This window comes from Corynebacterium maris DSM 45190 (genome assembly GCF_000442645.1).
Classification (GTDB): domain Bacteria; phylum Actinomycetota; class Actinomycetes; order Mycobacteriales; family Mycobacteriaceae; genus Corynebacterium; species Corynebacterium maris.
In genome coordinates this window covers 1,704,650-1,731,381 of the sequence record NC_021915.1, presented here as the reverse complement: position 1 = coordinate 1,731,381, position 26,732 = coordinate 1,704,650, and the positions used below count along the sequence as shown (strand labels likewise).

The 26,732-nt window shown below is 67.3% G+C and carries 26 protein-coding genes; 21 read left to right on the top strand and 5 right to left on the bottom strand.

The genetic code is table 11. The features are described from left to right. Position 1: 1 nt before the first annotated feature. On the bottom strand, positions 2-706 hold the full coding sequence (yaaA, locus tag B841_RS08145; protein ID WP_020935012.1) for a peroxide stress protein YaaA: 705 nt from the start codon (positions 704-706) through the stop codon (positions 2-4). Positions 707-738: 32 nt separating this feature from the next. Between yaaA and B841_RS08140 the strand changes: the two genes are divergently transcribed. Then, a complete protein-coding gene (locus B841_RS08140) occupies positions 739-2,496 on the top strand; it encodes a proline--tRNA ligase (protein WP_020935011.1) in 1,758 nt (585 codons plus the stop codon). Positions 2,497-2,521: 25 nt separating this feature from the next. After that, the gene (locus B841_RS08135) at positions 2,522-2,890 is read left to right on the top strand and encodes a DoxX family protein (RefSeq protein WP_020935010.1); all 369 of its coding nucleotides are present in this window, start codon (positions 2,522-2,524) and stop codon (positions 2,888-2,890) included. Here B841_RS08135 and B841_RS13390 read toward each other — a convergent pair. Further along, positions 2,887-3,729 (bottom strand): DUF4439 domain-containing protein, encoded by an 843-nt coding sequence (locus tag B841_RS13390; protein WP_020935009.1) that lies wholly within the window; start codon positions 3,727-3,729, stop codon positions 2,887-2,889. The genes B841_RS08135 and B841_RS13390 overlap by 4 nt on opposite strands. Before the next feature lie 37 nt (positions 3,730-3,766). On the opposite strand from B841_RS13390, the gene rimP reads away from it, so the two are divergent. The 10 genes from rimP to B841_RS08080 all read left to right on the top strand — a co-directional run bounded on the left by rimP (position 3,767) and on the right by B841_RS08080 (position 14,110). Beyond that, the gene (gene rimP, locus B841_RS08125; protein ID WP_020935008.1) at positions 3,767-4,351 is read left to right on the top strand and encodes a ribosome maturation factor RimP; all 585 of its coding nucleotides are present in this window, start codon (positions 3,767-3,769) and stop codon (positions 4,349-4,351) included. After that, positions 4,348-5,370 carry a transcription termination factor NusA gene (gene nusA / locus B841_RS08120; protein WP_020935007.1) on the top strand — a complete coding sequence of 341 codons (1,023 nt, stop codon included), beginning with the start codon at positions 4,348-4,350 and terminating at the stop codon, positions 5,368-5,370. Before rimP ends, nusA begins: the two co-directional genes overlap by 4 nt. Before the next feature lie 151 nt (positions 5,371-5,521). Then, positions 5,522-5,866 (top strand): YlxR family protein, encoded by a 345-nt coding sequence (locus B841_RS08115; RefSeq protein ID WP_020935006.1) that lies wholly within the window; start codon positions 5,522-5,524, stop codon positions 5,864-5,866. A 104-nt stretch (positions 5,867-5,970) separates the two neighbouring features. Then, the gene (infB, locus tag B841_RS08110) at positions 5,971-8,844 is read left to right on the top strand and encodes a translation initiation factor IF-2 (RefSeq protein ID WP_020935005.1); all 2,874 of its coding nucleotides are present in this window, start codon (positions 5,971-5,973) and stop codon (positions 8,842-8,844) included. Positions 8,845-8,943: 99 nt separating this feature from the next. Beyond that, complete coding sequence (locus tag B841_RS08105; protein ID WP_020935004.1) at positions 8,944-9,753, top strand: metallophosphoesterase family protein; 810 nt, start codon at positions 8,944-8,946, stop codon at positions 9,751-9,753. Positions 9,754-9,831: 78 nt separating this feature from the next. Beyond that, positions 9,832-10,293 carry a 30S ribosome-binding factor RbfA gene (gene rbfA, locus B841_RS08100; RefSeq protein ID WP_020935003.1) on the top strand — a complete coding sequence of 154 codons (462 nt, stop codon included), beginning with the start codon at positions 9,832-9,834 and terminating at the stop codon, positions 10,291-10,293. Beyond that, positions 10,293-11,285 carry a DHH family phosphoesterase gene (locus B841_RS08095; protein ID WP_020935002.1) on the top strand — a complete coding sequence of 331 codons (993 nt, stop codon included), beginning with the start codon at positions 10,293-10,295 and terminating at the stop codon, positions 11,283-11,285. The genes rbfA and B841_RS08095 overlap by 1 nt, the downstream gene beginning before the upstream one ends. Continuing rightward, complete coding sequence (locus B841_RS08090; protein WP_020935001.1) at positions 11,282-12,622, top strand: MATE family efflux transporter; 1,341 nt, start codon at positions 11,282-11,284, stop codon at positions 12,620-12,622. Before B841_RS08095 ends, B841_RS08090 begins: the two co-directional genes overlap by 4 nt. Continuing rightward, on the top strand, positions 12,619-13,443 hold the full coding sequence (locus B841_RS08085; protein WP_020935000.1) for a metallophosphoesterase family protein: 825 nt from the start codon (positions 12,619-12,621) through the stop codon (positions 13,441-13,443). The genes B841_RS08090 and B841_RS08085 overlap by 4 nt, the downstream gene beginning before the upstream one ends. Before the next feature lie 16 nt (positions 13,444-13,459). Then, entirely contained in the window at positions 13,460-14,110 is a 651-nt protein-coding gene (locus tag B841_RS08080) for a 4'-phosphopantetheinyl transferase family protein (protein WP_020934999.1), read from the top strand. An 18-nt stretch (positions 14,111-14,128) separates the two neighbouring features. Here B841_RS08080 and truB read toward each other — a convergent pair whose 3' ends face one another. After that, on the bottom strand, positions 14,129-15,022 hold the full coding sequence (gene truB / locus B841_RS08075; protein WP_020934998.1) for a tRNA pseudouridine(55) synthase TruB: 894 nt from the start codon (positions 15,020-15,022) through the stop codon (positions 14,129-14,131). A 29-nt stretch (positions 15,023-15,051) separates the two neighbouring features. On the opposite strand from truB, the gene B841_RS08070 reads away from it, so the two are divergent. From B841_RS08070 to B841_RS08055, 4 genes are all read left to right on the top strand, one after another. Then, entirely contained in the window at positions 15,052-16,041 is a 990-nt protein-coding gene (locus B841_RS08070) for a bifunctional riboflavin kinase/FAD synthetase (protein WP_041631837.1), read from the top strand. 59 nt (positions 16,042-16,100) lie between these two features. Further along, on the top strand, positions 16,101-17,063 hold the full coding sequence (locus tag B841_RS08065) for a nucleoside hydrolase (protein WP_020934996.1): 963 nt from the start codon (positions 16,101-16,103) through the stop codon (positions 17,061-17,063). Positions 17,064-17,188: 125 nt separating this feature from the next. Continuing rightward, positions 17,189-17,461, top strand: coding sequence for a 30S ribosomal protein S15 (rpsO, locus tag B841_RS08060; RefSeq protein ID WP_020934995.1), 273 nt, complete (start codon positions 17,189-17,191; stop codon positions 17,459-17,461). A gap of 204 nt (positions 17,462-17,665) precedes the next feature. Further along, positions 17,666-19,939, top strand: coding sequence for a polyribonucleotide nucleotidyltransferase (locus tag B841_RS08055; protein WP_020934994.1), 2,274 nt, complete (start codon positions 17,666-17,668; stop codon positions 19,937-19,939). Between the two features lie 79 nt (positions 19,940-20,018). Here B841_RS08055 and B841_RS13870 read toward each other — a convergent pair whose 3' ends face one another. Together B841_RS13870 and B841_RS13380 are read right to left on the bottom strand one after the other, a co-directional pair. Further along, positions 20,019-20,795: an AMIN-like domain-containing (lipo)protein gene (locus B841_RS13870; protein WP_156844739.1), complete on the bottom strand. Its 777-nt coding sequence runs from the start codon at positions 20,793-20,795 to the stop codon at positions 20,019-20,021. 73 nt (positions 20,796-20,868) lie between these two features. After that, complete coding sequence (locus B841_RS13380) at positions 20,869-21,264, bottom strand: hypothetical protein (RefSeq protein ID WP_020934992.1); 396 nt, start codon at positions 21,262-21,264, stop codon at positions 20,869-20,871. Between the two features lie 123 nt (positions 21,265-21,387). On the opposite strand from B841_RS13380, the gene dapB reads away from it, so the two are divergent. The 5 genes from dapB to B841_RS08020 all read left to right on the top strand — a co-directional run bounded on the left by dapB (position 21,388) and on the right by B841_RS08020 (position 26,687). Continuing rightward, the gene (gene dapB / locus B841_RS08040; RefSeq protein WP_020934991.1) at positions 21,388-22,134 is read left to right on the top strand and encodes a 4-hydroxy-tetrahydrodipicolinate reductase; all 747 of its coding nucleotides are present in this window, start codon (positions 21,388-21,390) and stop codon (positions 22,132-22,134) included. Between the two features lie 3 nt (positions 22,135-22,137). After that, the gene (gene thyX, locus B841_RS08035; RefSeq protein WP_020934990.1) at positions 22,138-22,896 is read left to right on the top strand and encodes an FAD-dependent thymidylate synthase; all 759 of its coding nucleotides are present in this window, start codon (positions 22,138-22,140) and stop codon (positions 22,894-22,896) included. 66 nt (positions 22,897-22,962) lie between these two features. Next, entirely contained in the window at positions 22,963-23,871 is a 909-nt protein-coding gene (gene dapA / locus B841_RS08030) for a 4-hydroxy-tetrahydrodipicolinate synthase (protein WP_020934989.1), read from the top strand. 2 nt (positions 23,872-23,873) lie between these two features. Beyond that, positions 23,874-25,988 carry a ribonuclease J gene (locus tag B841_RS08025; RefSeq protein WP_020934988.1) on the top strand — a complete coding sequence of 705 codons (2,115 nt, stop codon included), beginning with the start codon at positions 23,874-23,876 and terminating at the stop codon, positions 25,986-25,988. 75 nt (positions 25,989-26,063) lie between these two features. Then, on the top strand, positions 26,064-26,687 hold the full coding sequence (locus tag B841_RS08020; RefSeq protein ID WP_245561033.1) for a TIGR03085 family metal-binding protein: 624 nt from the start codon (positions 26,064-26,066) through the stop codon (positions 26,685-26,687). The last annotated feature ends 45 nt before the right edge of the window (positions 26,688-26,732 follow it).

Here is a 26,732-nt window from a genome sequence, read left to right as displayed (position 1 = left end):
GCTAGACCACCAGCGTCAACTGTGTGTCTGAAATCACTTCTACGGTCATGCCCGCCGCCTCCGCCAACGAGGCGACGTCGTCGATCGAATCCGCCCGCTTATCCGCCAATTCGCGGGCCAGGACCCCCTTGTGATGCTTGTTGAAGTGGCTGACGACCTTTCGCGTGCCGTCGTCGAGCACACTCTCGACCCGCACCGTCACCGCCCGCTTCAGCGGGCCCAGCTGCTGATACGCCCCAGAACGAAGATCCACCACTAGGCCATCCACCTCTGACAACGCCTCCGTGACGGACGCGCCCCACCGGGATTTCATCGTCCGCCGGTCCAACTTCGAACCCCCGGACAGCCGGTAGCGCGGGATCGGGTCATCCGCCCCCAGGACGCCGAACAGGGCGGACCCCACCGCCAGCTGCCTCCGGTCCGGCAGGGTCGCCGCATCCAACGCGTCGTACAGCACGCCCGTGTACCGCTCCACCGCGGGCATCGTCGGCGCTGAAAACAGCTCTCGATTTGCCTCCGCCTCACCCCGCAACCGCTCCGACAGCCCCAGCTGCGCCATCGCTTCCTCGACCTGCAGCGCAGACAATGCGGCCACCAATTCTTCCCGCACCGGGTTCAGCGAGGGGAAGGACAGGCGGGAAAATTCCAACGGCGCCCCGGCGCCACCGGGGGCCTTGGTCTCAGAAGGGGGCAGGACGATCAACATGTGGATTACGGTACCGGGTACAGTTCTTTGACATGATCACCCGCATGTCTCAGCTGTTCCTGCGCACTTTGCGCGAGGACCCTGCCGACGCTGAAGTCCCCTCCCACAAGCTGCTCGTCCGCGCCGGTTATATCCGCCGTGCCGCGCCAGGAGTCTACTCCTGGCTCCCGCTGGGGCTGCGCACTCTCCGCAAGCTCGAAAACGTCGTCCGCGCCGAAATGGACGCCCTCGGCGGGCAGGAACTGCTCTTCCCGGCGCTGCTGCCACGCGAACCCTTTGACACCACCGGCCGCTGGACCGAGTACGGCGAGGAACTCTTCCGCCTCCAGGACCGCCGGGGCACGGACATGCTGCTGGGTCCGACGCACGAGGAGATGTTCGCCGCCACGGTCAAGGACCTTTACTCCTCCTACAAGGACTTCCCGGTCACGCTCTATCAGATCCAGACCAAGTACCGGGACGAGGCGCGTCCGCGCGCAGGGATTCTGCGCGGCCGCGAGTTCGTGATGAAGGACTCCTACTCCTTCGACATGACCGACGCCGGGCTGGAGGAGGCTTATGCGAAGCACCGCGCCGCCTATCAGCGCATCTTCGATTCGTTGAACATCGACTACGTCATCTGTAAGGCGACGTCCGGAGCCATGGGCGGGTCGGCCTCCGAGGAGTTCCTGGCCGTCAGCCCCACGGGCGAGGACACGTTCGTGCGCGCCACCGAGGGCGACTACGCCGCCAACGTCGAGGCCGTGGTGACCCCGCCGGCCGCCGAACGCGACGTCTCCGGGCTGCCGGAAGCCGTGGTCCATGAGACCCCGGACGCCGAAACCATCGACACGTTGGTGGAGTGGGCCAACGGCGCCGGCGTCACCGTCGACGGTCGGGCCGTCACCGCCGCGGACACCCTCAAGACCATGACCGTCATCGTCAGCGAACCGGGCGTCGAGGAAGACGAGCTCGTCGGCGTGCTCATCCCGGGCGACCGCGAGCTCGACGTCAAGCGGCTCGAGGCCTCCCTCGAGCCGGCCGAGTTCCGGCTGGCCGAGGGCGAGGACTTCGAGAAATACCCCTTCCTGATCAAGGGCTACATCGGCCCGAAGGGGCTCAACGACAGCGGCGTGCGGGTGCTGGCCGACCCGCGCGTGGCCACCGGCACCTCCTGGATCACCGGAGCCGACGAGAAGCGGCGCCACGTCGTCGGCCTGGTCGCCGGCCGCGACTTCACCGTCGACGGCCACGTCGAGGCCGCCGAGGTCAAAGAAGGCGACCCTGCCCCGGAGGGCCAGGGCACGCTGACCCTGGCGCGCGGCATCGAGCTGGGCCACATCTTCCAGTTGGGGCGCAAGTACACCGAAGCCTTCGACATGCAGATCCTCGACGAGAACGGCAAGCGCGCCGTGCCCACCATGGGTTCCTACGGCATCGGCGTCTCCCGCATGATGGCCGTCCTGGCGGAACAAAACCACGATGACAAGGGCCTGAAGTGGCCCGTCGCGGTCGCGCCGTACCAGGTGCATGTGGCCGTGGCGAACAAAGACGCCGCCGCGATGGAAGCCGGCGACACGCTCGTCGAAGAGCTCGACGCCGCCGGCGTCGAGGTGCTGTTCGACGACCGCCCCAAGGTTTCCCCGGGCGTGAAATTCAAGGACGCCGAGCTGCTGGGCATGCCCTTCGCCGTCATCCTGGGCCGCGCCTTCGCCGACGGCAAGGTCGAACTGCGCATCCGCGGCGGAGAAACCCACGAGGTCGCCGCAGACGAGATCGTCGACAAGGTCATCGAGCTCGTGCGGGGCTGAGCGGAGCCGGCGTAGCATCTCCCTCATGCACCGATTCTTCTCAGTCCTGTACGGCGCGGCCGGGGTCGCGCATTTTGCCCGGCCGCAGGTCTTCGACCGGATCGTCCCGACCCGGCTGCCCGGACCGCCCCGGTGGTGGACATACGCCTCCGGCGCCGCCGAACTGGCGGTCGCCGGGCTCATGGCGCGGCCGAAGACCCGCCGGACGGCGGGATACGCCTCGGCCGCGCTGCTGATCGCCGTGTTCCCGGCCAACATCAAGATGGCGTGGGACTGGCGGAACGAACCGGCCCGGCGACGGGCCATCGCCTACGGGCGTCTGCCGCTGCAGTTTCCCCTGATCCGGTGGTCGATGCAGGTGGCTCGCGAGGCGCCGGCGGGGGCCGGTGATTAAAAGGCGTGTAGCTGCGTGGCCTTAGCCGCGTGACCCGCCATCGAGACCAGCCACTCGCGGGTGGCCAGGGAACCGGCGCCCGCGGCGGCGTTGCGCCACGTCAGGTCGGTCGTCTCCGTAATGCGGTTGACCAACTGCCCCGCCTCCGTCTGATCCGTCGGGGCGGCGACGGCGTCGAAGACGTATCCGGGGGCGGCGGCGGGCACCACCCCGGTGGGCTCGAGCGTCTGCGTCAACACCGTGATGCGCTGTTCATGGGCGTCGATGAGGTCCGCGACCCGGGCGTCCCCGGCGTCGTCGAGATACGCCTGCGCGATGTCTAAGGCGTACACCGCGGCGTGCTCGTCCGCCAGCAGAGCGCGGAGCGTCTCGGCGTCGGCGGCGGTCACCGGATCAAGCGGGGCGGGAAGGTCCGGCAATTCCGTCGACGAAGGTGTCGCGGCCACGTCGACGGCCTGGGAGACCAGCAGGTCCACGGACTCCGCCGGCACCCGGGGCAGCGCCTCAAGGTACCCCGCCAGCGACGCTGCGTCGTCGCCGGGGACCGTGTCCGTGTCGCCGGCGGCGTCCTCGAAGTCGCAGGACGGCGGCGGGGTACCATCTTCACCGACGCCACACAAGCGTTCAACTTCCGCGAACAACTCTGTGGCATGGTCGGCACGCAACTCAGCCACAGACGCTTCCGCGCCGGCGTCGGCGCGGGCCTGCCGGGCGAGTTCGAGGACCGCTTCGTTGGGACGCGGACCAAACTGCTCGACGACGCCGTCCACCGCAGCGCACGAGGACAGCGCGGCGGTGAGCAGGGGAGCGGCGAGAAGGGCGGTCAGTCGACGGTTCACGTATGGGACTGTACCGGGCGGCGGTAGAGTAAAACGCATGGCATTCCCGGACGTTGCACAATTGACCGCTCTGATCAGCCCCGCCGTCGACCCGCGCGGATGGGACGTCGAGGCGGTGAAGGTGACCAAGGCGGGCAAGAAATCTGTCGTGGCCGTCAAGCTCGACGCCGACGACCGCCCCACCCTCGACGACCTGGAGGTCGTCTCCACCGAGATCTCTGAGCTGTTGGACGCCGCCGAGGAACGCGGCGACGCGAACTTCGGCGCCGGCTACACCCTGGAGGTCTCCACCCCGGGCGTCGACCTGCCGCTGACCGCGCCGCGCCACTGGCGTCGCAACCGTCACCGGTTGGTGGCCCTGACAGAGGAGGGGCAGAAGTCCCTGTGGCGCATCGGCGCGCTCGCCGAGGACGACAGCGCAGTGATCCTGGTCGCAGCCGACAAGAAGAAAAGCGGTAACCGCGACGTTTCCGTGTTCCCGGAGGACGTCCGTGAGCTGCAACTTTCTTCTGCGCCGATCGCAGTGGTAGAAGTTGAGTTCAACGAATCTCCGGCGACGCAGCTGGAGATCACCGCCAAGACATATCAGGAAGCCACGCAGTGGCGAGAGGAACACAAGTGAATATCGACATCGACGCAATCAGGGGCATCGAAAAAACGCAGGGGGTACGCGTCGAAGACATGATGTCGACGATCGCGCGTGCCCTGCTGCAGGCCTACCGCGAATACCGCGACGGCGACGTCCCTGCCGGCGACGAAGCGATGGACTCCAAGGCGCGGGTCGACATCAACGGCGACACCGGCGAGGTCGCCGTGATCGTCTCTGAATTGGACGAGGAAGGCGCCGTCGTCACCGAATACGACGACACCCCCTCGAACTTCGCCCGTATCGGGGCGCCGACCGTGCGGGACGCCATCGTCCGCCGCTTGCGCGAGGCGGAGGCCGGCCGGGCCTTCGAGGAGTACTCCGAGTACGAGGGCCGGGTCGTCACCGGCCTGGTGCAGCGCGACGTCAAGGCTAATCAGCGCGGGATCGTCATCGTTCAGCTCGGCACCGAAAACGACGCCCAGGACGGCATTCTGCTGCCCGCCGAGCAGATCCCGGGCGAGAAGCTCGAGCACGGTGACCGGGTCAAGGCCTACATCGTCGGCGTCAACCGTTCCAACGCCAACGTGCAGGTCAACCTGTCGCGCACGCACCCGGAACTGGTCCGCGGCCTGTTCGAGCTGGAGGTGCCGGAGGTCGCCGACGGTTCCGTCGAGATCATCAACATCGCCCGGGAAGCCGGTCACCGCTCCAAGGTCGCGGTCATCGGGGGCGTCAAGGGCATCAACGCCAAGGGCGCCTGCATCGGCCCGCGCGGCCAGCGCGTGAACAACATAATGGCCGCCCTCGGCGGCGAAAAGATCGACATCATCGACTACAATGAGGATCCGGGAGTCTACGTGGGCAACGCGTTGGCCCCGTCCAAGGTCGTCCGCGTGGAGGTCCTCGACGAAGAAGAGCAGAGCGCGCGGGTGACGGTGCCCGATTATCAGCTGTCGCTGGCCATCGGCAAGGAGGGCCAGAACGCCCGTCTGGCCGCGCGGCTGACGGGCTGGAAGATCGACATCCATTCCGACGTCGACGCCCAGGCGTAGTCCGGGGCTGCCGCGGAAAACGCCATAGAACCACCGGGAATTCAATTTCCGGTAGTTTTGTTCTAAACTGAGAGACGGCCCATTGGCCGATTGCCGTCAACGACGGTTACTTACCGAACGGTACACGCATCAGCGAGCAGCAAGGAGACGAATGACACAGCCGGGTATTGACGCAGCAGACGCTGCCTCCCCGCGCCGTATTCGCATTCGCACCTGTGTCGCCACCCGTGAACGCCACTCGGATGAGAAACTGCTCCGCGTGGTGGTGGATCCGGAAGATTTCACCGGCCGTCGGCTTCTGGCCGACCCCAAGCGCCGCCTGCCCGGCAGGGGCGCCTGGATCACCCCGCAGTTGTCGGCGCTCGAGACAGCGGAGAAACGTCGCGCCTTCCCGCGCGCCCTCCGACTCTCTACGGCCGTGGACACTGGTCATGTACGCACGTACCTCGCAGAACTTGCAGACGGACCCGACATTGTAAGGAAGACCGAACACTGATGAGCACACAGCGATGAAGCATCAGCGATGAAAGTCCATATTCATTCCTAGAGGTCGAGCTGCCTTCCCGGCACTCGCCCTCTGGCAAACCCTAGAGGAGACAAGTGCCCGGAAAGCTACGCGTCCACGAGCTGGCAAAGCAGCTCGGCGTAACCAGTAAGGAACTTCTCGCCACGCTCAAAGAGCAGGGCGAATTCGTCAAAACCGCATCGTCGACCATCGAACCCCCGGTGATCAAGAAGATGCGTGCACACTACAACGAGGGCGAGGCCGACGACTCGGCTGCGCCCAAGCCGGGTGCAGCGGCACCGAAGCCGGGCGCACCCAAGCCCGCAGCCCCCAAGCCGGGCGCACCCAAGCCCGCAGCCCCCAAGCCGGGCGCAGCGAAGTCGGCTGCCCCGAAGCCGGGATCCGCCGCGCCCAAACCGGGCGCAGCGGCACCGAAGGCTGCCGCCCCGAAGCAGGAGGCCGCCCCGAAGCAGGAGGCCGCCCCGAAGCAGGAGGCCGCCCCGCAGGGCCGCGCCGTGCCGAAGCCCGGCGCAGCGAAGTCGGCTGCCCCGAAGCCGGGATCCGCCGCGCCCAAGCCGGGCGCAGCGGCACCGAAGCCGGGCGCACCCAAGCCCGCAGCCCCCAAGCCGGGCGCCCCGGCGCAGAAGGCCGACGGCGACCGGGCGATGCCGCGTCCCATGCCCAAGCCGGGCGGCAAGCCCCGCGTCGCGAACAACCCGTTCTCGTCGGGCGGCGGCGAACGCCCCGCTCCGCGTCCGGGTGGGCGCCCCAAGCCGGGCCAGGGCGCAGCACGCCCGCGTCCGGGTCAGGGCCAGGGCGGTCCCAAGCCGGGCGGTCGCGCAGGTCAGGGCGGCTCCTCCGAGCGTCCGGCACCGCGTCCGGGCGGCAAGCGTCCGTCGCCGGCGATGATGCCGTCCCACCCGTCCCCGGGCCAGATGCCGTCTAAGGCGGCAGGCACCCGTGGCGGACGTGGCGGCGGCCGTGGCACAGGTGGAGGCCCGCGCCCCGGTGGCGGCGGCGGTTTCGGCCGTGGCGGCCGCCGCGGCGGCACCGCCGGTGCTTTCGGACGTCCGGGCGGCGCACCGCGTCGCGGACGTAAGTCGAAGCGTCAGAAGAGGAACGAATACGAGGAGATGAGGCAGCCGAAGGTCGTCGGCGGCGTTCGTCTCCCCGACGGCAAGGGCCAGACCATCCGTCTGCGCCAGGGCGCGTCCCTCTCCGACTTCGCGGAAAAGATCAACGCCGATCCGGCCGCTCTGGTCCAGGCTCTGTTCAACCTGGGCGAGATGGTCACCGCAACCGCATCGGTCTCCGAGGAGACCCTGCAGCTGCTGGGCGCCGAGGTCAACTACAACGTCGAGGTCGTTTCCCCGGAGGACGAGGATCGCGAACTGCTCGATTCCTTCGACCTGCAATTCGGCGAGGACGAAGGCGACGAAGAGGCGCTCGAGCAGCGCCCGCCGGTCGTCACCGTCATGGGTCACGTCGACCACGGTAAGACCCGCCTGCTGGACACCATCCGTAAGGCGAACGTGGGCAAGGGCGAAGCCGGCGGCATCACCCAGGGCATCGGCGCCTACCAGGTTCCGCTGGAAATCGACGGTGAAGAGCGTCGCATCACGTTCCTGGATACCCCGGGTCACGAGGCCTTCACGGCCATGCGTGCCCGCGGCGCCAAGTCCACGGACCTGGCGATCCTGGTCGTCGCCGCCGACGACGGCGTCATGCCGCAGACGGTGGAGGCCATCAACCACGCCAAGGCCGCGGACATCCCGTTGGTCGTGGCCGTGAACAAGATCGATAAGCCCGAGGCACAGCCGGACAAGATCCGTGGCCAGCTCACCGAGTACGGCATCATTCCGGAGGAGTACGGCGGCGACACCCAGTTCGTCGACATCTCCGCCCGGGAGAACATCAACATCGACGGACTGCTCGAGTCCGTCGTGCTGACCGCTGACGCGGCTCTCGAGTTGACCGCCAACCCGGACATGGACGCGCAGGGGCTCGCCATCGAGGCGCACCTGGACCGCGGCCGTGGCCCGGTGGCCACCGTCATCGTCCAGCGCGGCACCATGCGGGTCGGCGACTCCATCGTCGTCGGCTCCGCACACGGCCGCGTCCGCCGCATGCTCAACGAGTGGGGCGAGGACGTCGAAGAGGCTGGCCCGTCCACGCCGGTGCAGGTCCAGGGCCTGAACGGCGTGCCGGGGGCAGGCGACAACCTGCTCGTGGTCGAAGACGACCGCATGGCCCGTCAGATCGCCGCCCAGCGCGACGCCCGCCGTCGCTCCGCAGAGCAGGCACGCCGTAAGAAGCGCGTCTCTCTGGCGGACCTGGATGCGGTGCTGAAGGAGACCAGCGTCCTCAACCTCATCCTCAAGGGCGACAACGCCGGCTCCGTGGAGGCGCTGGAAGAGTCCCTGATGAAGATCGAGATGGAGGACGAGGTCGAGCTCAACATCATCGACCGCGGCGTCGGCGCCGTCACGCAGACCAACGTCACGTTGGCCGCCGCCTCTGACGCCGTCATCATCGCCTTCAACGTCCGCTCTGAGGGCAAGGCCACGGAAGAGGCCAACGCCGAGGGCGTGGAGATCCGTTACTACACGGTGATTTACCAGGCCATCGAAGAGGTCGAGCAGGCTCTCAAGGGCATGCTCAAGCCGATCTACGAGGAGCGCGATCTGGGCAAGGCCGAGATCCGTCAGATCTTCAAGGCTTCCTCCGTGGGCAACATCGCGGGTTCGATGATCACCGATGGCAAGATGCGCCGCAACGCCAAGGTGCGCATCGTCCGCGACGGCACCGTCGTGGCCTCCGAGGTCAACATCAACTCGCTGCGTCACGAGAAGGACGACGTCACCGAGCTGAACGCCGGTTACGAGTGCGGCATGGTGCTCTCCTTCCAGGACATTCAGGTCGGGGACATCATCGAGGCCTACGAAATGGTCGAGGTGCCGCGCACCTAATGACCCTTGCGGTCTGAAGTGGCGAAGCCACACCGAGAAGCGCCGGGCGGGCGAAGGCAGTGACCTTCGCCCGCCCGGCGCTTCATTACACTCGGTGCCATGCCAGCTACCCTGTGGGCCGTCAGTGACCTCCACGTCACCTTCGAGGAAAACCGGCGGCGCGTGGACGCGCTGCAGCCGCAGCACCCGGACGACTGGCTGATCGTCGCCGGGGACGTCGCCGAACGTATCCCGACGGTCGTCGAGACTCTCGCGGAGCTGAAGGCACGGTTCCGGCGGGTGATCTGGACGCCAGGCAACCATGAACTATTCAACCGTTCCTCCGACCGCGTCAACGGCGAGGCCCGGTACCGGGCGCTGGTGGGGGAGTTGCGCGCCGCCGGCGTCGACACCCCGGAGGATGCGTTCCCGGTCTTCGACGGCGTGACGGTCTGTCCGCTGTTCACCCTCTACGACTACTCTTTCCGCCGCCTCGGACTGACGGCGGCGCAGGCGGTGGCGCAAGCAAACGTCGTCCTCGACGATGAGTTGGCCATCGCCCCCTATGTCGACGTCGTCGACTGGTGCACCCGGCGCCTGGAGTATTCGCGCGCCCGGCTGGAACGGGTCACCGGCCCGACCGTCCTGGTCAATCACTGGCCGTTGGTGGTCGAACCGACGCACCGGCTCACCGAACCCGACATCGCGCTCTGGTCCGGCACCACGGCCACCCGTGACTGGGCGCAGCGCTACCACGCCCGCATCGTTCTCCACGGTCACCTCCACATCCCGGCGGAAACCCGCGTCGACGGCGTCAGCCACGTGGACGTGTCCCTGGGATACCCGTTCGAACCCCGACCGGTGCCGCGCCCTTGGCCGTTCCCGGTGTTGCGGGCCACAGGCAGAGAAAACCTCGCCCGTCAGCGGTAGTGAGGGGTGTGCGACGCAGCTTGCCCCGCCGGGTACGATAAAGGTCATCTGTCCGTCCGACTCAAGGAGGAATCTCCCATGGCTGACTCCGCCCGCGCAGGCCGCATGGCCAAGCGCATCCAGACCATCGTGGCCACGGCCATCGATCAGCAGAACTGGGACCGGCGCCTGGAGCTGGTCACCGTCACCGACGCCCGCGTGACCGGGGACCTGCACGACGCCACCGTCTACTACACCGTCCGCGGACGCGAAATTGAGGACGCCCCCGACCACGAAGGCGCGGAGGAAGCGCTGAACCGTGTCAAGGGGCAACTGCGCAAGATAGTCGGTGACCAGCTCGGCGTGCGTTTCACGCCCACCCTGTCCTTCGCGCTCGACACTGTGCCGGAGGCCTCCGCCCACATGGAGGCGCTGTTGGCGAAGGCCCGCGCCCGCGACGCGGAGCTGGCCAAACTGGCGGAGAACGCCACCCCCGCCGGCGCCGAAGACCCCTACAAGAAGACATCGGGTGAGGACGTAGCCGACGGATCGGACCGCTAGTGGAAGCCGCCGCTGAGAGGGCCGCCCGGTATGCGCGGGCGGCGCATAAACTCGCCGTCGCGAAGACTGTGGCGGTGGTCGGGCATCTGCGGCCGGACGCGGACGCCATCGGCTCGGTCACGGCCCTGACCTTGGGGCTGGAGAAAATCGGCAAGACGGTCACCCCGCTGGTCGGGCAACCGGTTCCGTTCTCCCGCAACCTGCTCAGCATCCCGGGCGCGGACCGGGTGTCGCCGGCCACGGACATCCCGGGCGAGCACGACCTCATCGTCGCCGTCGACTGCGGGTCGGTCGACCGGACCGGCACCTTGACCGGCGCGGTCCTGGCCGCCGCGGAAGATGAGAAGCTGCTGGTCATCGACCACCACGTCTCCAACACCGGCTTCGGCACGGTCAACCTGATCGACACCCGGGAATCCACCACGTCGATGATCCGCGAACTGCTGCTGATGATCGGCGTGCCGCTCGACCGCGACATCGCCCATTGCCTGTACGCGGGCCTGATGACCGACACCGGATCCTTCCGGTGGGGCACCGCCTCCATGCACACGCTGGCGGCGGAGCTGATGTCCTACGGGCTCGACCCCCGCCGCATCGCCGCCGACCTGGTGGACTCCACTTCGGTGGCGGACTTGCAGATGGTCGGCCACGTGCTGGCCAACACCCGCATGGTCGAGGCCGGCGGATTCAACGCGGCGGTGCTGATCGCCGACCAGGCCACCATTGCGGGGCACTCCGAGTCGGCGGTGGAGTCGCTGGCGGATTACGTCCGCGAACTCAACGGCTCCAACCTGGGCGTCGTGCTCAAAGAGCAGGGCCCCGGCTGGTGGGCGGTGTCGCTGCGCTCCTCGCGCTGCGACGTCAGCCAGGTCGCGATCCGACTCGGCGGCGGAGGACACGTCGCCGCCGCCGGCTACACCTCCCGCGGCACCGCTGAGGAGGCTCTCGCGGAACTCGCCACGGTCCTGTCCACGACAGACGTGTCGCTGTGACCCGTACCCAGACCGAGGCCGGGCAGGTGTCGGCCCGGCAGATCTTCGCCCTCGCCTTCCCCGCCCTGGGCGTGCTCGCCGCCACCCCCTTGTATCTGCTGTTGGACACTGCCGTGGTGGGGCAGATGCTGGGGGCCTTCGAGTTGGCGGCGTTGGCCGTCGGCGCTGCCCTGCAGTCTTCCGTGACCACCCAACTGACGTTCTTGTCCTACGGCACCACGGCGCGCGCCTCCCGTCTGTACGGGGCAGGCCGTCGCGCCGACGCCGTGGCCGAAGGCGTGCAGGCCACGTGGGTGGGGCTCGGAGTAGGGGCGCTGCTGGCGGTGCTCGTCTGGCTGTTCGGAGACACCTTCGCGTGGTGGCTGACCGGCGACGAAGCCATCGCAGCAGAAACCGCGCGCTGGCTGTACGTCTCCGCCTTCGCCATTCCGCTGACGCTGGTCGTCATGGCCGGCAACGGCTGGCTGCGCGGCATCCAGGACACCAGAAGGCCGTTGCTGTTCGTGCTGGCCGGCGTGATCCCCGGGGCCGTGGCCATTCCGGTGCTGGTGTCCCGGTTCGGGCTGGTCGGGTCCGCCTGGGCGAATGTGCTCGGCATGGCGATCACCTCCACCTTGTTCGTGGTCTGCCTGGCCAAGGAGCATGAGGGGGACTGGCGGCCGCGGTGGTCGGTGATGGTGCGGCAGCTGGTGCTCGGTCGCGACCTGATTCTGCGGTCGCTGTCTTTCCAGGTGGCGTTTTTGTCGGCGGCCGCGGTGGCCGCGCGTTTCGGCACGGCGCCGCTGGCCGCCCACCAAGTGCTGTTGCAGCTGTGGAACTTCATCACCCTGGTGTTGGACTCTTTGGCGATCGCGGCGCAGACCCTGACCGGTGCGGCGCTCGGTCGGGGTGTGGTGGCGGTGGCCCGGAAAGTGGGCGTCCGCATCATTGTGTATTCGGTGATCTTCGCCGGCGCGTTGGCGGCGGTGTTCGCTGCCGGGTGGACCGTGATCCCGCGGATCTTCACCACCGACGAGTCGGTGTTGGCGGCCATGGCCGGGCCGTGGTGGCTGCTGCTGCTCATGATCGTGCTCGGCGGGGTGGTCTTCGCCATTGACGGGGTGCTGTTGGGGGCCGGCGACGCGGCGTTCCTGCGCACGATCTCATTGCTGTCGGTGCTGCTCGGCTTCCTGCCGGGGGTGTGGTTGGCCTACTTCTTCGATGGCGGGCTCGTCGGCGTCTGGTGGGGGCTGGTGGCGTTCATCGTCATCCGGCTCGTCGCGGTCGTCTGGCGGTTCCAATCGATGCGGTGGGCGGTCGTGGACGAAGAATTGGGCCCCCGGAAGGAGTCGTCGTGAGCGGTCGCACCACGCTGTGGGCGGTGTCGGATCTGCATGCCGCGGTGACGGCGAATGCGGGCCGCATCGATTCGATCCGCCCGGCGGATCCCTCGGATTGGCTGATTGTGGCCGGCGACGTCGCGGAGCGGACCGATCTGGTGCTCAGCGAGCTGGAGTTGTTGCGCCGCCGGTTTGCGCGGGTGATCTGGACCCCGGGCAACCACGAGCTGTTTTCCCGCAGCGGAGACCGGTTCCGCGGCAAGGACAAATACAAGGAGCTGGTGGAGGGCTGTCGGGACCTGGGGGTGGATACCCCGGAGGACCCGTACCCGGTGTTCGGGGCCACGACGATCGCGCCGTTGTTCACGCTCTACGACTATTCTTTCCGCCACCCCGGATTGACGGTGGAGGAGGCGCTGCGGCAGGCGCACGACAACCAGGTGGTGATGACCGACGAGTTCGCGATCGCCCCTTTCGTGGACGTTCGCGGTTGGTGCTGGGAGCGGCTGGCGTATTCGGTCAAGCGGCTGGCGCAGGTGGAGGGGCCGACGATCCTGGTCAATCACTGGCCGCTGGTGCAGGAGCCCACGCTGCGGTTGCGGCACCCGGAGATCGGCCTGTGGTCCGGGACCCGGCACACGCGCAGCTGGCCGTCGCGCTATCACGCCCGCGCGGTGGTGTACGGCCATTTGCACACTCCCTCTGAGCTGATCGTCGACGGAGTGCCGCACTACGAGGTGTCGTTGGGGTACCCGCGGGAATGGCGGGCGTGGGAGAATTCCCCGGCGCCGCGGCCGTGGCCGGTGGAATTGACCTCCCTGCCGAAGGAGGAGATCTAAGGTGCGTGGGTTCGGAATGCTGCCGGATTCGGCGGCGTACTGCTACATGTTCACCGACCCGAGTTCGAACGACCTGACCCGTTTCGAACAGTTGCATCCGCTGGAGAAGACGCTGGTGTCGCAGGCGGTGGATCGCCGAAAGGCGGAATTCGGTGATGCGCGGTGGTGCGCGCATCAAGCCCTGGAGCAGCTCGGGGCGCAGAAAGAGGTCGCCCGTCAACCCATCTTGCGCGGGGAGCGGGGGGCGCCGATCTGGCCGGAAGGCTACACCGGGTCGATGACGCACACCGACGGGTACCGGGCGGCGGTGGTGGCCCCGCTGTCGACGGTGCGCTCGGTGGGGGTGGACGCGGAGCCGGCCGAACGGCTTCCGGACGGGGTGCTCAACTCCATCGCGCTGCGCAGCGAAATCGGGCAGCTGACGAAACTCGTCGATGCGGGCCTGGATCACGCCGACCGGTTGTTGTTTTGCGCGAAGGAGGCCACGTACAAGGCGTGGTTCCCGCTGACCCGTCGGTTCCTGGATTTCCACGAGGCCGAGATTGACTTGCGTGCCGACGGCACGTTCTTCTCCTACCTGCTGGTGCGCCCGACGCCGGTGCCGTTCATCACCGGCACCTGGATGCAGCGCAGCGGCTTCCTCATCACCACCGCGGTGGTGCAGTAGCGCCGCGGGGGAGAAGCGTCAGAGGGTGTTGGGGCGGGCGACGAAGACCGTCGACAGGCGTTTGCCCTTTTCCCGCACCAGGGCGATGGCGCGGCCGTCGGGGGCCACGGCCGCGCGCACGCCTTTTACGCCGCGCGGCTGCAGCCATTTGCCCATGGACAGCGCGTCCGCTTCCTCGTCGGTGACGGCGAGGGTGGGGTAGGCGCGGGGCAGGGCGTCGTCGAGGGGCAGCGACAGCTGCGCCTGCGTCTCCAGATCGGCCAGGGTGCGGGCGTCGTCGAGAGAGAACGGCCCGACGGCTGTGCGGCGCAGCTCGGTCAAGTGCCCGCCGACCCCGAGCGCCTCGCCGAGATCCCGTCCCAGCGAGCGGATGTAGGTGCCCGAGGAGCAGTCGACGCTGACGCGGACGTCGAGCAGGTCGCCGCGGCGGGTGATCTCGTGGACGTCGAAACGCGAGACGGTCACGGGCCGGGCGGGAAGCTCGACCTCCTCGCCGTCGCGCACGCGTTCGTGGGCGCGGCGGCCGTCGATCTTGATGGCGGACACGCTCGCCGGACGCTGCATGATCTCGCCGGTCAGCGCGGCGACGGCGGCCGTGATCTGCTCGTCGGTCACGGCGGCCGCGGAGGCCCCGCCGGTGACCTCTCCGTCAGCGTCGTCGGTGTCGGTGGACTGCCCCAGGCGGATGACGGCGTCGTAGGACTTGGTGGCCAACACGAGGTGCGCCAGAAATCTCGTGCCGCGCTCGATTCCGGCGACGAGCACGCCCGTGGCCATCGGGTCCAGGGTTCCCGCGTGGCCGACCTTGCGCGTCGAAAAATATTTACGCAGGCGCGATACGACGTCGTGAGAGGTCATGCCGGCGGGCTTATCCACCACGACGAGTCCGGAAGTAGAGAGCGAATCGGTCATAACCGGATTCTATGTCGTAGTCTGGGGCGGTGATTATTTGGCATGGACAAGGCGAAGTCCACGAAGAGCTCGACGCCAGCGTGGTGACCATCGGCGTCTTCGACGGCGTGCACCGCGGGCATCAACGTCTGATCAACACGGCGGTGTCCATCGCCGGCGAATTGAAGTTGCCCAGCGTGCTGGTGACCTTTGACCCCCACCCGGTCGAGGTGTTCGCCCCGGAGCGCACCCCCTCGCTGTTGACCAGCACGGCGGACCGGGAACTGATGTGCGCGGAGCTGGGCATCGACGCGGCGCTGGTCATCGACTTCACCACGGAGCTCGCCGGGTTGAGCCCGGAGGAGTACTTCAAGACGATGCTGATCGACGTCCTCGGCGCGAAGCACGTCGTCGTCGGCGAGAACTTCACCTTCGGCGCCGGCGCCGGCGGCACGGCGGAAACCATGATAGAACTCGGCGAAAAATACGACGTCGGCGTGACCATCGTGGAACTGCTCTACGACGACGGCGAGCGGATCTGCTCCACGCACGTGCGCCAGCACTTGGCCGCCGGCGACGTGGCGCGCGCGAACTGGGCGCTGGGACGCACCTACTCATTGACCGGAGAAGTCGTCCGCGGCGCCGGCCGCGGCGGACGGGAATTGGGATACCCCACCGCGAACCAGTATTTCCCGGACTCTGCGACCGTCCCCGCCGACGGAGTCTACGCCGGCTGGTTCGTCGTCGAAGGCAACGTGGCCTTGTCCGGCGACATGGAGGCCGGCGTGGCCTACCCGGCGGCGATTTCCGTGGGCACCAACCCGACTTTCGGGGATGAGCGGCGTTCCGTGGAGTCCTTCGTGCTGGACCGCACGGCGGACCTGTACGGGCAGGTGGCCAGCGTGTATTTCGTGGACAAGGTCCGCGACATGGTCAAATTCCACTCGGTGGACGAATTGATGGACAGCATCGCCAACGACGTCCGCCGCACCCGCCAGCTCCTCATCGACGCACCGCGCCCCAAACCGTTGGGTTATTAGACTGGTCTCCGGGGCGGAAACGCCCCGCCGTCTCATAGTCATCTTTCAAGGAGTTTTGCGTGAAGAAAGTCATTCTCGACCTGGACACCGGCATCGACGACGCCCTGGCCCTGGCCTATGCCCTGGCCTCGCCGGAGCTGGAGTTGATCGGCGTCACCGGCACCTACGGCAACGTGCTGGTCGACACCGGCGTGCGCAACGCGCTGGCCATCCTGGAGCTCTTCGACCGAACCGACGTGCCGGTCTACGCGGGCGTCACGCACGCCTCCACGAAGGACTCCTTCGAGGTGCTGCCGGTCTCTGAGTTCATCCACGGCAAAAACGGCGTGGGCGAAGCCGTCATCCCGGACGCCCGGCGTCAGGTCGAAGACTCCTCCGCCGTGGACTTTCTCATTGAGTCGGTCCGCGAACACGGCGACGACCTGATCATCGTGCCCACGGGCCCGTCCACCACCATCGCCGCCGCCATCGAGCAGGACCGGTCCTTCGCCGAGAACGCCCGCATCATCATGATGGGCGGCGCGCTGACCGTGCCGGGCAACGTGTCCCCGGTGGCCGAAGCCAACGTCAACCAGGACCCGGCGGCCAGCGACACCCTGTTCCGCACGGCCAAAGACGTCACGATGATCGGCCTCGACGTCACCCTCCAGACGCTGCTGACCTACGAAGAGACCAAGACCTGGCACGACCTGGGCACCGTCGGCGGCGACTTCCTGGGCGTGGCCACCGACTACTACATCAAGAGCTACGAGACGAACTCCCCGCACCTGGGCGGCTGCGGCCTGCACGACCCCCTGGCCGTCGCCGTGGCCGTGGACCCGACGCTGGTGGAGACCCTGGACATCAATCTCAAAGTGGAGACCGAAGGGGAGCTGCACGGCCGCGTCATCGCCGACGAGACCCGCATCAACGACCCGGTCAAGACCGCGCACGTGGCGGTCACGGTCGACGTCGAGCGCTTCCTGGAAGAGTTCATGACGCGCCTGACCGGGCTGGCGAAGAACACCGCCGCTCGCGCCTGATTTGGGGTTGGGCCAGCAGGGGGAGTAGAATTTTCCGAGGTATTGCGCGACTGCGGTCCACAGCAGTCGCACCCGCCGAATTCTCGGCGCCTTTCATGTGGACTGAAATAATCAAGGAGAATCTCATGGCGGCTCTGACCACCGAGAAGAAGAAGGAAATCCTTTCCGAGTACGGCATCCACGAGACCGACACCGGCTCGCCGGAAGCCCAGGTCGCTCTGCTGACCCACCGCATCAAGAACCTGACCGACCACCTGCAGTTCCACAAGCATGACCACCACTCCCGTCGTGGCCTGCTGCTGCTGGTCGGTCGTCGTCGCGGCCTGCTGAAGTACCTGGCGGCCGAGGACATCGAGCGCTACCGCTCCCTGATCTCCCGTCTGGGCCTGCGCCGCTAAGTCAGCGACCGGCACAAGACCTCACGCCACCCGCCCCGCCGTTTCGGTGGGGCGGGTGGCGTCGTTTATGGGGTGGGGGAGGTCAGGCGGCGGGGTAGCGTTCTCCGCTGTGAGATCCACCCTGTGCCTGGTAGGATCCGGGCGTTGTACAAAACATCTGATATGCGGCGGCACCGATGATCGCCGAGAGTGGAGAATATACGTATGAGCAGCAAGCACAATCCCAACAATTCTTTTGAGGTCTTCTTCGACGAAGACTTCGGCATCACCGAAGCCGTCGCCACGATCGACAACGGTGACTTCGGCACCCGCACCGTCCGCTTCGAGACCGGTCAGCTCGCCCGTCAGGCCGGCGGCTCCGTCGCCACCTACCTGGATGACGATTCGATGCTGCTGGCCACCACCACCGCCTCCCGGAACCCGCGGGAAGGGCTTGACTTCTTCCCGCTGACCGTGGACGTGGAAGAGCGCATGTACGCTGCCGGCCAGATCCCGGGCGGTTTCTTCCGCCGTGAGGGCCGCCCGTCGACCAACGCCATCTTGGCCGCCCGCCTCATCGACCGCCCGCTGCGCCCGACCTTCGTCAAGGGGTTGCGCAACGAGGTGCAGATCGTGATCACGGTCATGAGCCAGAACCCGGAGGACTACTACGACGTCGTCGCCATCAACGGTGCTTCCGCCGCCACGCAGCTGTCCGGTCTGCCGGTGTCCGGCCCGGTGGGCGCCGTGCGCATGGCGCTGATCGCCGACGATCAGCACCCGGAGGGCCAGTGGGTCGCGTTCCCCAACCAGACCCAGCATGAGCGCGCCGTCTTCGAGATGGTCGTCTCTGGCCGCCTGACCGACGCTGAGCAGGGACGTAAGGGCTCGCAGGACGTCGCCATCATGATGGTGGAGGCCAGCGCCGGCGCGAACGTCGTCCAGCAGGTCAAGGACGGCGCCCCGGCCCCGACCGAGTCCGTCGTCGCCGAGGGCGTCGAAGCGGCGAAGCCGTTCATCCAGACCCTGTGCCAGGCGCAGCAGGGGCTGGCGGAGCACGCCGCCCGCGAAACGCAGGAGTTCGAACTCTTCCTGGCCTACAGCGACAAGGTTTACCAGCTGGTGGAGAAGAAGGCCGCCAAGAAGCTCGGCGAGCTGCTGACCACCGACGGCAAGGCGGCCCGCGACGAGGCCACCAACGAGTACATGGCGCAGATCGAGGAGCAGCTGCTCGACCAGGTCGACGCCGAAGACGCCACGGACGCCTCCAAGCAGATCCGCGCCGCCTACAACGACCTGATGAAGAACCTCGTCCGCGAGAAGATCCTCACCGAGAGCTACCGCATCGACGGCCGCGGCCTGGACCACATCCGCGACCTGGGCGTCGAGGTCGACGTCTTGCCGCGCGTCCACGGCTCCTCCCTCTTTGAGCGCGGCGAGACCCAGATTCTGGGCGTGACCACCCTGGACATGCTCAAGATGGAGCAGCAGATCGACGCGCTGACCCCGCAGACCTCGAAGCGCTACATCCACCACTACAACTTCCCGCCGTACACCACCGGCGAGACCGGGCGCGTCGGCTCTCCGAAGCGCCGCGAGATCGGCCACGGCGCCCTCGCCGAGCGTGCCCTGGAACCGGTCATCCCGTCGCGTGAGGAATTCCCGTACACCATCCGTCAGGTCTCTGAGGCGCTGGGCTCCAACGGCTCCACGTCCATGGGCTCGGTGTGCGCCTCCACGTTGTCGCTGTACAACGCCGGTGTGCCGCTGGTGGCCCCGGTCGCGGGCATCGCCATGGGACTGGTCTCCGGCGAGGTCGACGGCGACACCAAGTACGTCGCCCTGACCGATATTCTCGGCGCCGAGGACGCGTTCGGCGACATGGACTTCAAGGTCGCCGGCACCGCCGAGTTCATCACGGCCCTGCAACTGGACACCAAGCTCGACGGCCTGCCCTCCCAGGTGCTCGCCGACTCGCTGGCGCAGGCCAAGAAGGCCCGCCTGGAGATCTTGGACACCATGGCCGTGGTCATCAGCGGTCCGGACGAGATGAGCCCGAACGCCCCGAAGATCACCGCCATCAACGTGCCGGTGAACAAGATCGGCGAGCTGATCGGCCCGAAGGGCAAGAACATCAACTCGATCACCGAGGACACCGGCGCGGACATCTCCATCGAGGACGACGGCACCGTCTACGTCTCCGCCGCCACGGGCGAGGCCGCCGACGCCGCGATCGAGCGCGTCAACGCGATCGCGAACCCGCAGTTGCCGAAGGTCGGCGAACGTTACCTGGGCACCGTCGTCAAGACCGTCGCCTTCGGCGCGTTCGTGTCCCTGACTCCGGGCAAGGACGGCCTGCTGCACATCTCCAACCTGGGCGGGGGCGAGCGCGTCGAGAAGACCGAGGACGTGGTCAACGTCGGCGAGAAGATTCAGGTCGAGATCGCCGACATCGACAACCGCGGCAAGATCTCGCTGGTGCTGGTCCAGGAGGGTTAGAACCGCAGGAGTTCACCCCGTAAAAAGCGCTGCGACGAGGGAAATCTCGTCGCAGCGCTTTGTCGTGTACGGGGTTGGGTCAGTGCGCGACGTCGACGACGACCCGGGTCGGTTCTTCCAGGAGAGTGACCGAAAAGGCCGACGGGCCGTCGAGGCCGATGACGTACTGGCTGGTGGCCTCGAAAATTCCGTGGAAGGAGACCCCCTGGACGGTGTCCGCGGCCCCGGCGACGGGGCCGGTTTGCGGCCATTCGTCTTCGGGGATGCCAAGGTCGAAGGGGTAGGGGGTGCCGTTGATCATGACGTTGATGGCGTGCGACCCCGGGTAGTCGGCGAGGTGGCCGGAGCCTTGCAGTCGAGGTTCTGGGGTGGACGTCGCATACCAGCCGGGCTGGCCGTCGCCGCTGAACTCGAAGACGACGCGGTCAAAGCCGTCATGGGCGCCCACGCGGACGTTAGTGACCTCCAAGTCGAAGGCCCCGGTGGAAGACGCCTGTTTGATCTCGGTGGTGGGCTGACCGAGCATGCCAGCGCCGGTGCCCCCGGAGTTCTGGCCGGTGGTTTCGGCAGGGGGTGCGGAAGAGGTCGTTTCCGTCGTGGCGGGCGTGTCGGTGGCGGTGTTTTCCGAGGTGGCGTCCTCGGACTGCGCCGTGGTCTCTTCCGAGTCGGCGGTGCCGTCGGCGGGGGCGGCGGTGGACGTGGAGGTGACCGTGGGGCGCACTGTCTCCTCGGCGTCCTGGTCAGTGTCGCCGGTGCCGCAGGCGGCGAGGAAAAGACCGGCTGACAGCGTCAGTGCGGCGGTTGCCGTCAGGCGTGACCGACGAAAGGGGCGTGAATTCTGGGCTGTAGCTGTCATAACTTCAACTCTAGCCGGGAGGGGCCGCTCATCGGGTGGAAAACTCGGATGTGAGGAAATCGTTAAAACGACGTTAAGGAATTCGGACGTCGTCCCCGGCACGGCGCACGATCGCCTGGACGTGTTCGATCGTGGCGTCGGTGACCGGCGCTTGCTCCGCGTGCAGGTACCAGGCGGCCTCCGTGAGCTGGGAGGGTCCTTCAGCAGTGATGTTCGACCTCTCGGTCACCCCTACGCTCATCAGATCTTCATCCACGCGGTAAAACAGCAGCACCGGATCGGAATGGGAGCGTGCGTAGCCGACCCCGCCGTACCAGAGGCGGGCCTGCAGTCCGTCGTCGACGGCCATGACCGCCTCGTGCAGCTGCCGCGCCACCTCCGGGTAGGGCGTGGGCCAGGAATCCATCTTCTCCCGGGCCATGGCCAGGTTGTCCGCGACTTTCTGCTCGGGAGTTCTGCGTGCAGCCATCGTGCGCCTCCTTGTCGTCGATGGGCGGGGAGATCAGAGTGGTCGAGGCCGAGTGTACTGTCGGCCCGCCTAGACTGGTTGACTGAAAGCGACAGTAATGAACCGAAACGTGAAGGAGAACGCATGACCATCAAGGTGGGAGTGGTGGGCGCGGCCGGCCGCGTCGGAACCGCAGTCGTCGACGGGGTCAAGGCCGCGGACGACCTGGAGCTGGTGGCCACCGTCGACAAAGATGACGCGCTGCAGACGCTGGTGGACAACGGGGCAGAGGTCATCGTCGACTTCACCACGCCTTCCGCGGTCATGGGCACCCTCGATTTCTGTGTCAACCACGGCATCCACTGTGTGGTGGGCACCACTGGCTTTGACGACGAGCGCTACGACCAGGTGCGCGCCTGGTGCGAGGCCAACCCTTCGGTCGGCGTGTTGGTGGCCCCGAACTTCGCCATCTCCGCGGTGTTGACCATGGCGTTCGCCAAGCAGGCGGCTCCTTTCTTCGACTCCGCGGAGGTCATCGAATACCACCACCCGACCAAGCTGGACTCGCCGTCCGGCACCGCGCTGAAGACCGCGCAGGGCATCGCGGAGGCACGCCGGGAAGCCGGCATGGGGGAGATGCCGGACGCCACCGAGCAGTCCGTCGAAGGGTCCCGCGGCGCCGACGTCGACGGGGTCAAGGTCCATGCGGTGCGGATGACCGGCATGGTCGCGCACGAGGACGTCATCTTCGGCACCCAAGACCAGTCACTGACCATCCGTCAGGACTCCTACGGGCGCACCTCCTTCGTGCCGGGCGTGCTCACCGGTGTGCGTGGCGTGGCTGAGCGCCCGGGCCTGACCATCGGCCTGGACTCGTACCTGGGGCTGTAGATCATGGCGCATGCTACTGAGCTGGACGTGCAACTGATCGCCGCCACGCAGTTCACCGCGCCGACGGGCGTCGACTGGAGCGCGGACGCCGGGGCCAGCGACGCGGAGGCGCTCGTCGAGTTCGCGGGCCGCGCCTGCTACGAATCCTTCGACAAGCCGAACCCGCGGACGGCGGCGAACGACGCCTACCTCAGCCACATCATGGAGGTCGGCCACCACGCCCTGTTGGAGCACGCGACGGCGACGATGTACGTCCGCGGCATCTCCCGTTCGTGCACCCATGAGCTCGTCCGGCACCGGCATTTCTCGTTCTCCCAGCTGTCGCAGCGTTTCGTCCACACCGACGATGCCCAGGTGGTGGTGCCGCCGGCGATCGCCAAGGACGAGGAGCTGAGCACCCTGCTGCTGCGCGCGGCGGATGAGGCCCGGTTCGTCTACGAGGAGCTGCTCGCCGCGTTGGAGGAGAAGCTCGCGGATGAGCCGAACGCCTTGCTGCGCAAGAAGCAGGCTCGGCAGGCGGCGCGTTCGGTGCTGCCCAACGCCGCTGAATCGCGGCTCGTGGTCACGGGCAACTACCGGGCGTGGCGTCATTTCATCGCGGCGCGCGCCAGCGAGCACGCCGACGTGGAGATCCGCACCCTGGCGGTCACCTGCCTGGACATCCTCGCCGAGCAGGCGCCGGCGTTATTCTCCGACTTCATCGTCACTGAGCTTGACGACGGGACGCGGATGGCCGTCAGCCCCTACGTCAGCGATATCTAACCCTATTTGGGACTGGCGGGGCCTGGATACGCCCATTGCCGCCGGGGCAGGGTAACCTAGGGCACCATGAGCACAGGTTTGACCGCGAAGACCGGAGTAGAAGATTTCGGAACCGTCTGCGTTGCCATGGTCACCCCGTTTGACCGTGACGGCGCCCTCGACGTAGCCGCCGGGCGGCGTCTCGCCGCCCATCTGGTGGATAACGGCGTCGACTCGTTGGTGCTCGCCGGAACCACCGGCGAGTCACCGACGGTGACGGTCGCGGAGAAAATGGACCTGCTCAAAGCCGTGAAGGAAGAGGTCGGCGACCGCGCGAAACTCATCGCGGGCGCCGGCACCAACAACACCGCCACCTCCATCGAGATCGCGCGTGCTTCCGCAGACGCGGGAGCGGACGCGCTGCTGGTGGTGACCCCGTACTACTCCAAGCCGAGTCAGCGGGGGCTGTTGGAGCACTTCACGGCCGTCGCACGCGCCACGGATCTTCCGGTGTGCCTCTACGACATCCCCGGTCGTTCCGGCGTCCCGATCGAGTTCGACACCCTCCGCGCGCTCGCGGAGGTCCCCACGATCAAGGCCGTCAAGGACGCCAAGGGCGATCTGCATGAGGCGGCTCTGCTCATCCAGGAGACCGGCCTGGCCTGGTACTCCGGGGACGATCCCCTCAACGTGCCGTGGTTGTCCGTCGGGGCGTCCGGGTTCATCTCCGTCGTGGGGCACGCCGCCCCGGCGCAGTTGCGTGAGCTCTACACGAGTTTCGAGAATGGCGATCTCGCCCGCACGCGGGAAATCAACGCCGAAGTACTTGCCCCGCTGGTCGCTTCCCAGGCTCGCCTGGGCGGCGCCAGCTTCGCCAAAGCCGCCCTGCGACTGCAGGGCATCGAGGTGGGGGACCCGCGTCTGCCCGTCATCGCACCGAATGACGAGGAGATCGCAGCCCTCCGCCGTGACATGACACAAGCTGGAGTCCTATAAATATGACTGAACCCCGTAATCGTTCCCGTAAGGTCACCCGCAAGGCGGGCCCGCCCGAGGAGAACGCCGGCGCCAACGCGGCCACCAAACAGACCGCACCCGTCTTCCAGGCGCCGGACAAGGCCGACGCCGAGGCTGCGCCCGCCGCACAGCAGGAGCAGGCGCCGAAGGCCAACGCACCGGCCAACCAGAAGGAAGACCGCGGCGCTACGGAGCAGGGCAACCGGAACGAGCGTTCCGGGTCCAACCGTTCGCGCGGCGGCCGCTCCCGCGGCGGCCGTGGCCGTGGTCGCGGTGGCCAGCAGAACCAGGGCGGCCAGCAGAACCAGGGTGGCCGTGGCCGTCGCAACGTGGTCAAGTCGATGCAGGGCAACGACATGACCCAGCGTCTGCCGGAGCCGGGCCGTCAGGCCAAGGGCAGCCTGCGCATCTACAATCTCGGCGGCATCTCCGAGATCGGCCGCAACATGACGGTCTTCGAGTACAACGGCCGTCTGCTCATCGTCGACGCCGGCGTGCTGTTTCCGACCTCCACCGAGCCGGGCGTGGATCTGATCCTGCCGGACTTCGGCCCGATCGAGGACAAGCTGGACAAGATCGACGCGCTCGTCATCACCCACGGGCACGAGGACCACATCGGCGCCATCCCGTGGCTGCTGAAGATGCGTCATGACATCCCGATTTACTCCGCGAAGTTCACCCTCGCGTTGATCGCGGCCAAGACCAAGGAGCACCGCCAGCGTCCGAAGATGCACGAAGTCACCAAGGACTCCGACCTCAACATCGGTCAGTTCCGGGTGCGCTTCTGGACGGTCGGCCACTCCATCCCGGACGCGCTCGGCGTCTCCGTCAAGGCCGGCAACAACCACGTCGTCATGACCGGCGACGTCAAGTTGGACCAGACCCCCTACGATGGCAAGCCGACCGACCTGCCGGCGCTGTCGCGCCTGGGCGACGAGGGCATCGACCTGTTCCTCTGCGATTCGACCAACGCCAGCACCCCGGGCATCTCCAACTCGGAGGCGGGCATCGAAGACACGCTCCTGCGCATCGTCGGCAACGCTCGTCAGCGCGTCCTGCTGGCGTCCTTCGCCTCCAACGTCTCGCGAGTGCAGATGGCGGTCAACGCCGCCGTCGCCGCCAACCGCAAGGTCGCCTTCAACGGCCGCTCGATGATCCGCAACATGGAGATCGCGGAGAAGATGGGCTACCTCAAGGCCCCGCGCGGCACCATCGTCAGCATCGAGGACGCCTCGAAGATGGCCCCGCACAAGGTCATGCTCATCACCACCGGCACCCAGGGCGAGCCGATGGCGGCCCTGTCGCGCATGTCGCGCCGTGAGCACCGTCAGATCACCGTCCGCGACGGCGATCTGATCATCCTGTCGTCGTCCATGATCCCGGGCAACGAAGAGGCGATCTTCCACGTGATCAACAACCTGGCGCAGATCGGCGCCGAGGTGATCACCAACAAGGACGCGAACGTGCACGCCTCCGGCCACGGTTACGCCGGTGAACTGCTGTTCCTGTACAACGCCGCCCGCCCGAAGAACGCCATGCCGGTGCACGGCGAGTGGCGCCACCTACGCGCCAACGGCGACTTGGCGGTCGCCACCGGCGTCAAGCGCGAGAACGTCATGCTGGCGCAGAACGGCGTCGTGGTCGAGCTCAACAACGGCAAGGCCCAGACCGTCGGCCAGTACCCGGTCGGTCACCTCTACGTCGACGGCGTGTCCATGGGTGAGGTCGAGGCCGACACCCTGGCGGATCGCACCTCCCTGGGCTCGGGCGGCGCGGTGTCGGTCACGGCCGTGGTCGACGGTTCGACCGGCCGCCTCCTGGAGGCTCCGCAGGTGTCCACCACCGGCGTCGCCGAGGACGACCGCAAGGTCATCCCGGAGCTGGTTGAGGTCGCCGAGAACACGATGAACAACCTCGCCGGAGAAGGCGAGAACGACCTGTACCGTATGGCGCAGCAGCTGCGCCGCCGGATGAGCCGCCACATCGAGCAGAAGTACAAGCGCGAGCCGGTGATCTTGCCGACCATCGTGCCGCTGAGCTCCACGGCGGGCGACGTCGCGGACGAGGACGTCGAGGCCGCTCGCGAATCCCTCTAAAGTCAAGGATTAAAACTGGACTTTTCCGCACCCCAGCAGCAGTCGCGTAAAGAAAACGTGGCTATGCTGGGGTGCATGTCTTTTGCCTCCGCTGAACGCCGACGCCTCGCCGACCTCTTCCATGAACTCGGCCCTGACGTGCCCACCCTCTGCGAGGGGTGGACCGCCCACCACCTGGCCGCCCACCTGCTGGTGCGCGAAAACCAGCCGCTGGCCACGGCCGGAATGTTTGTGTCACCGCTGGCCGGGCGTCTGGAGTCGGCCATGCAGACTCAGCTGGACCGTGATTTCAGTGCGGTCGTGGAGGAGTGGGCGGCGGGGCCGGGAAAGCTCAACCCGATGCGGTTCGCCGACACGGTGATCAACACCGCGGAGCATTTCGTCCACCACGAGGATCTGCGCCGGGGCGGGGGACTGACGGAATGGGAGCCGCGTGATTTCTCGCAGGCGGTCGACGACCAGCTCTATTCGTCGTTGGCGACCATCGCGCGCGGCCTGGTGAAGGGGTCGGACAAGCCGGTGGTGTTCGTGGCCGGCGGGCGCAAGCCGGTCGTGGCGGCCCGCGGCCGGGGCGTCGCGGAGCGCGGCGATGACGTCGTCCGGGTCAGCGGCGAGCCCGGTGAGCTGCTGTTGTGGGCTTTCGGCCGTGACGCCGTCGAGGTAAGCGTCGAGGGGGATGCGGCGGCAGTGAGTCGTTGATGCAGACGCCGCCGTGAGAAGGTGTGGCGGATGTGAATAGAGGGA

Coding starts and splice junctions, on each gene's coding strand:
- yaaA (WP_020935012.1), bottom strand. CDS start 706: ATGTTGATCGTCCTGCCCCCTTCTGAGACCAAGGCCCCCGGTGGCGCC.
- B841_RS08140 (WP_020935011.1), top strand. CDS start 739: ATGATCACCCGCATGTCTCAGCTGTTCCTGCGCACTTTGCGCGAGGAC.
- B841_RS08135 (WP_020935010.1), top strand. CDS start 2,522: ATGCACCGATTCTTCTCAGTCCTGTACGGCGCGGCCGGGGTCGCGCAT.
- rimP (WP_020935008.1), top strand. CDS start 3,767: ATGGCATTCCCGGACGTTGCACAATTGACCGCTCTGATCAGCCCCGCC.
- B841_RS08115 (WP_020935006.1), top strand. CDS start 5,522: ATGACACAGCCGGGTATTGACGCAGCAGACGCTGCCTCCCCGCGCCGT.
- B841_RS08105 (WP_020935004.1), top strand. CDS start 8,944: ATGCCAGCTACCCTGTGGGCCGTCAGTGACCTCCACGTCACCTTCGAG.
- rbfA (WP_020935003.1), top strand. CDS start 9,832: ATGGCTGACTCCGCCCGCGCAGGCCGCATGGCCAAGCGCATCCAGACC.
- B841_RS08080 (WP_020934999.1), top strand. CDS start 13,460: ATGCTGCCGGATTCGGCGGCGTACTGCTACATGTTCACCGACCCGAGT.
- truB (WP_020934998.1), bottom strand. CDS start 15,022: ATGACCGATTCGCTCTCTACTTCCGGACTCGTCGTGGTGGATAAGCCC.
- rpsO (WP_020934995.1), top strand. CDS start 17,189: ATGGCGGCTCTGACCACCGAGAAGAAGAAGGAAATCCTTTCCGAGTAC.
- B841_RS08055 (WP_020934994.1), top strand. CDS start 17,666: ATGAGCAGCAAGCACAATCCCAACAATTCTTTTGAGGTCTTCTTCGAC.
- B841_RS13870 (WP_156844739.1), bottom strand. CDS start 20,795: ATGACAGCTACAGCCCAGAATTCACGCCCCTTTCGTCGGTCACGCCTG.
- B841_RS13380 (WP_020934992.1), bottom strand. CDS start 21,264: ATGGCTGCACGCAGAACTCCCGAGCAGAAAGTCGCGGACAACCTGGCC.
- dapB (WP_020934991.1), top strand. CDS start 21,388: ATGACCATCAAGGTGGGAGTGGTGGGCGCGGCCGGCCGCGTCGGAACC.
- thyX (WP_020934990.1), top strand. CDS start 22,138: ATGGCGCATGCTACTGAGCTGGACGTGCAACTGATCGCCGCCACGCAG.
- dapA (WP_020934989.1), top strand. CDS start 22,963: ATGAGCACAGGTTTGACCGCGAAGACCGGAGTAGAAGATTTCGGAACC.
- B841_RS08025 (WP_020934988.1), top strand. CDS start 23,874: ATGACTGAACCCCGTAATCGTTCCCGTAAGGTCACCCGCAAGGCGGGC.
- B841_RS08020 (WP_245561033.1), top strand. CDS start 26,064: ATGTCTTTTGCCTCCGCTGAACGCCGACGCCTCGCCGACCTCTTCCAT.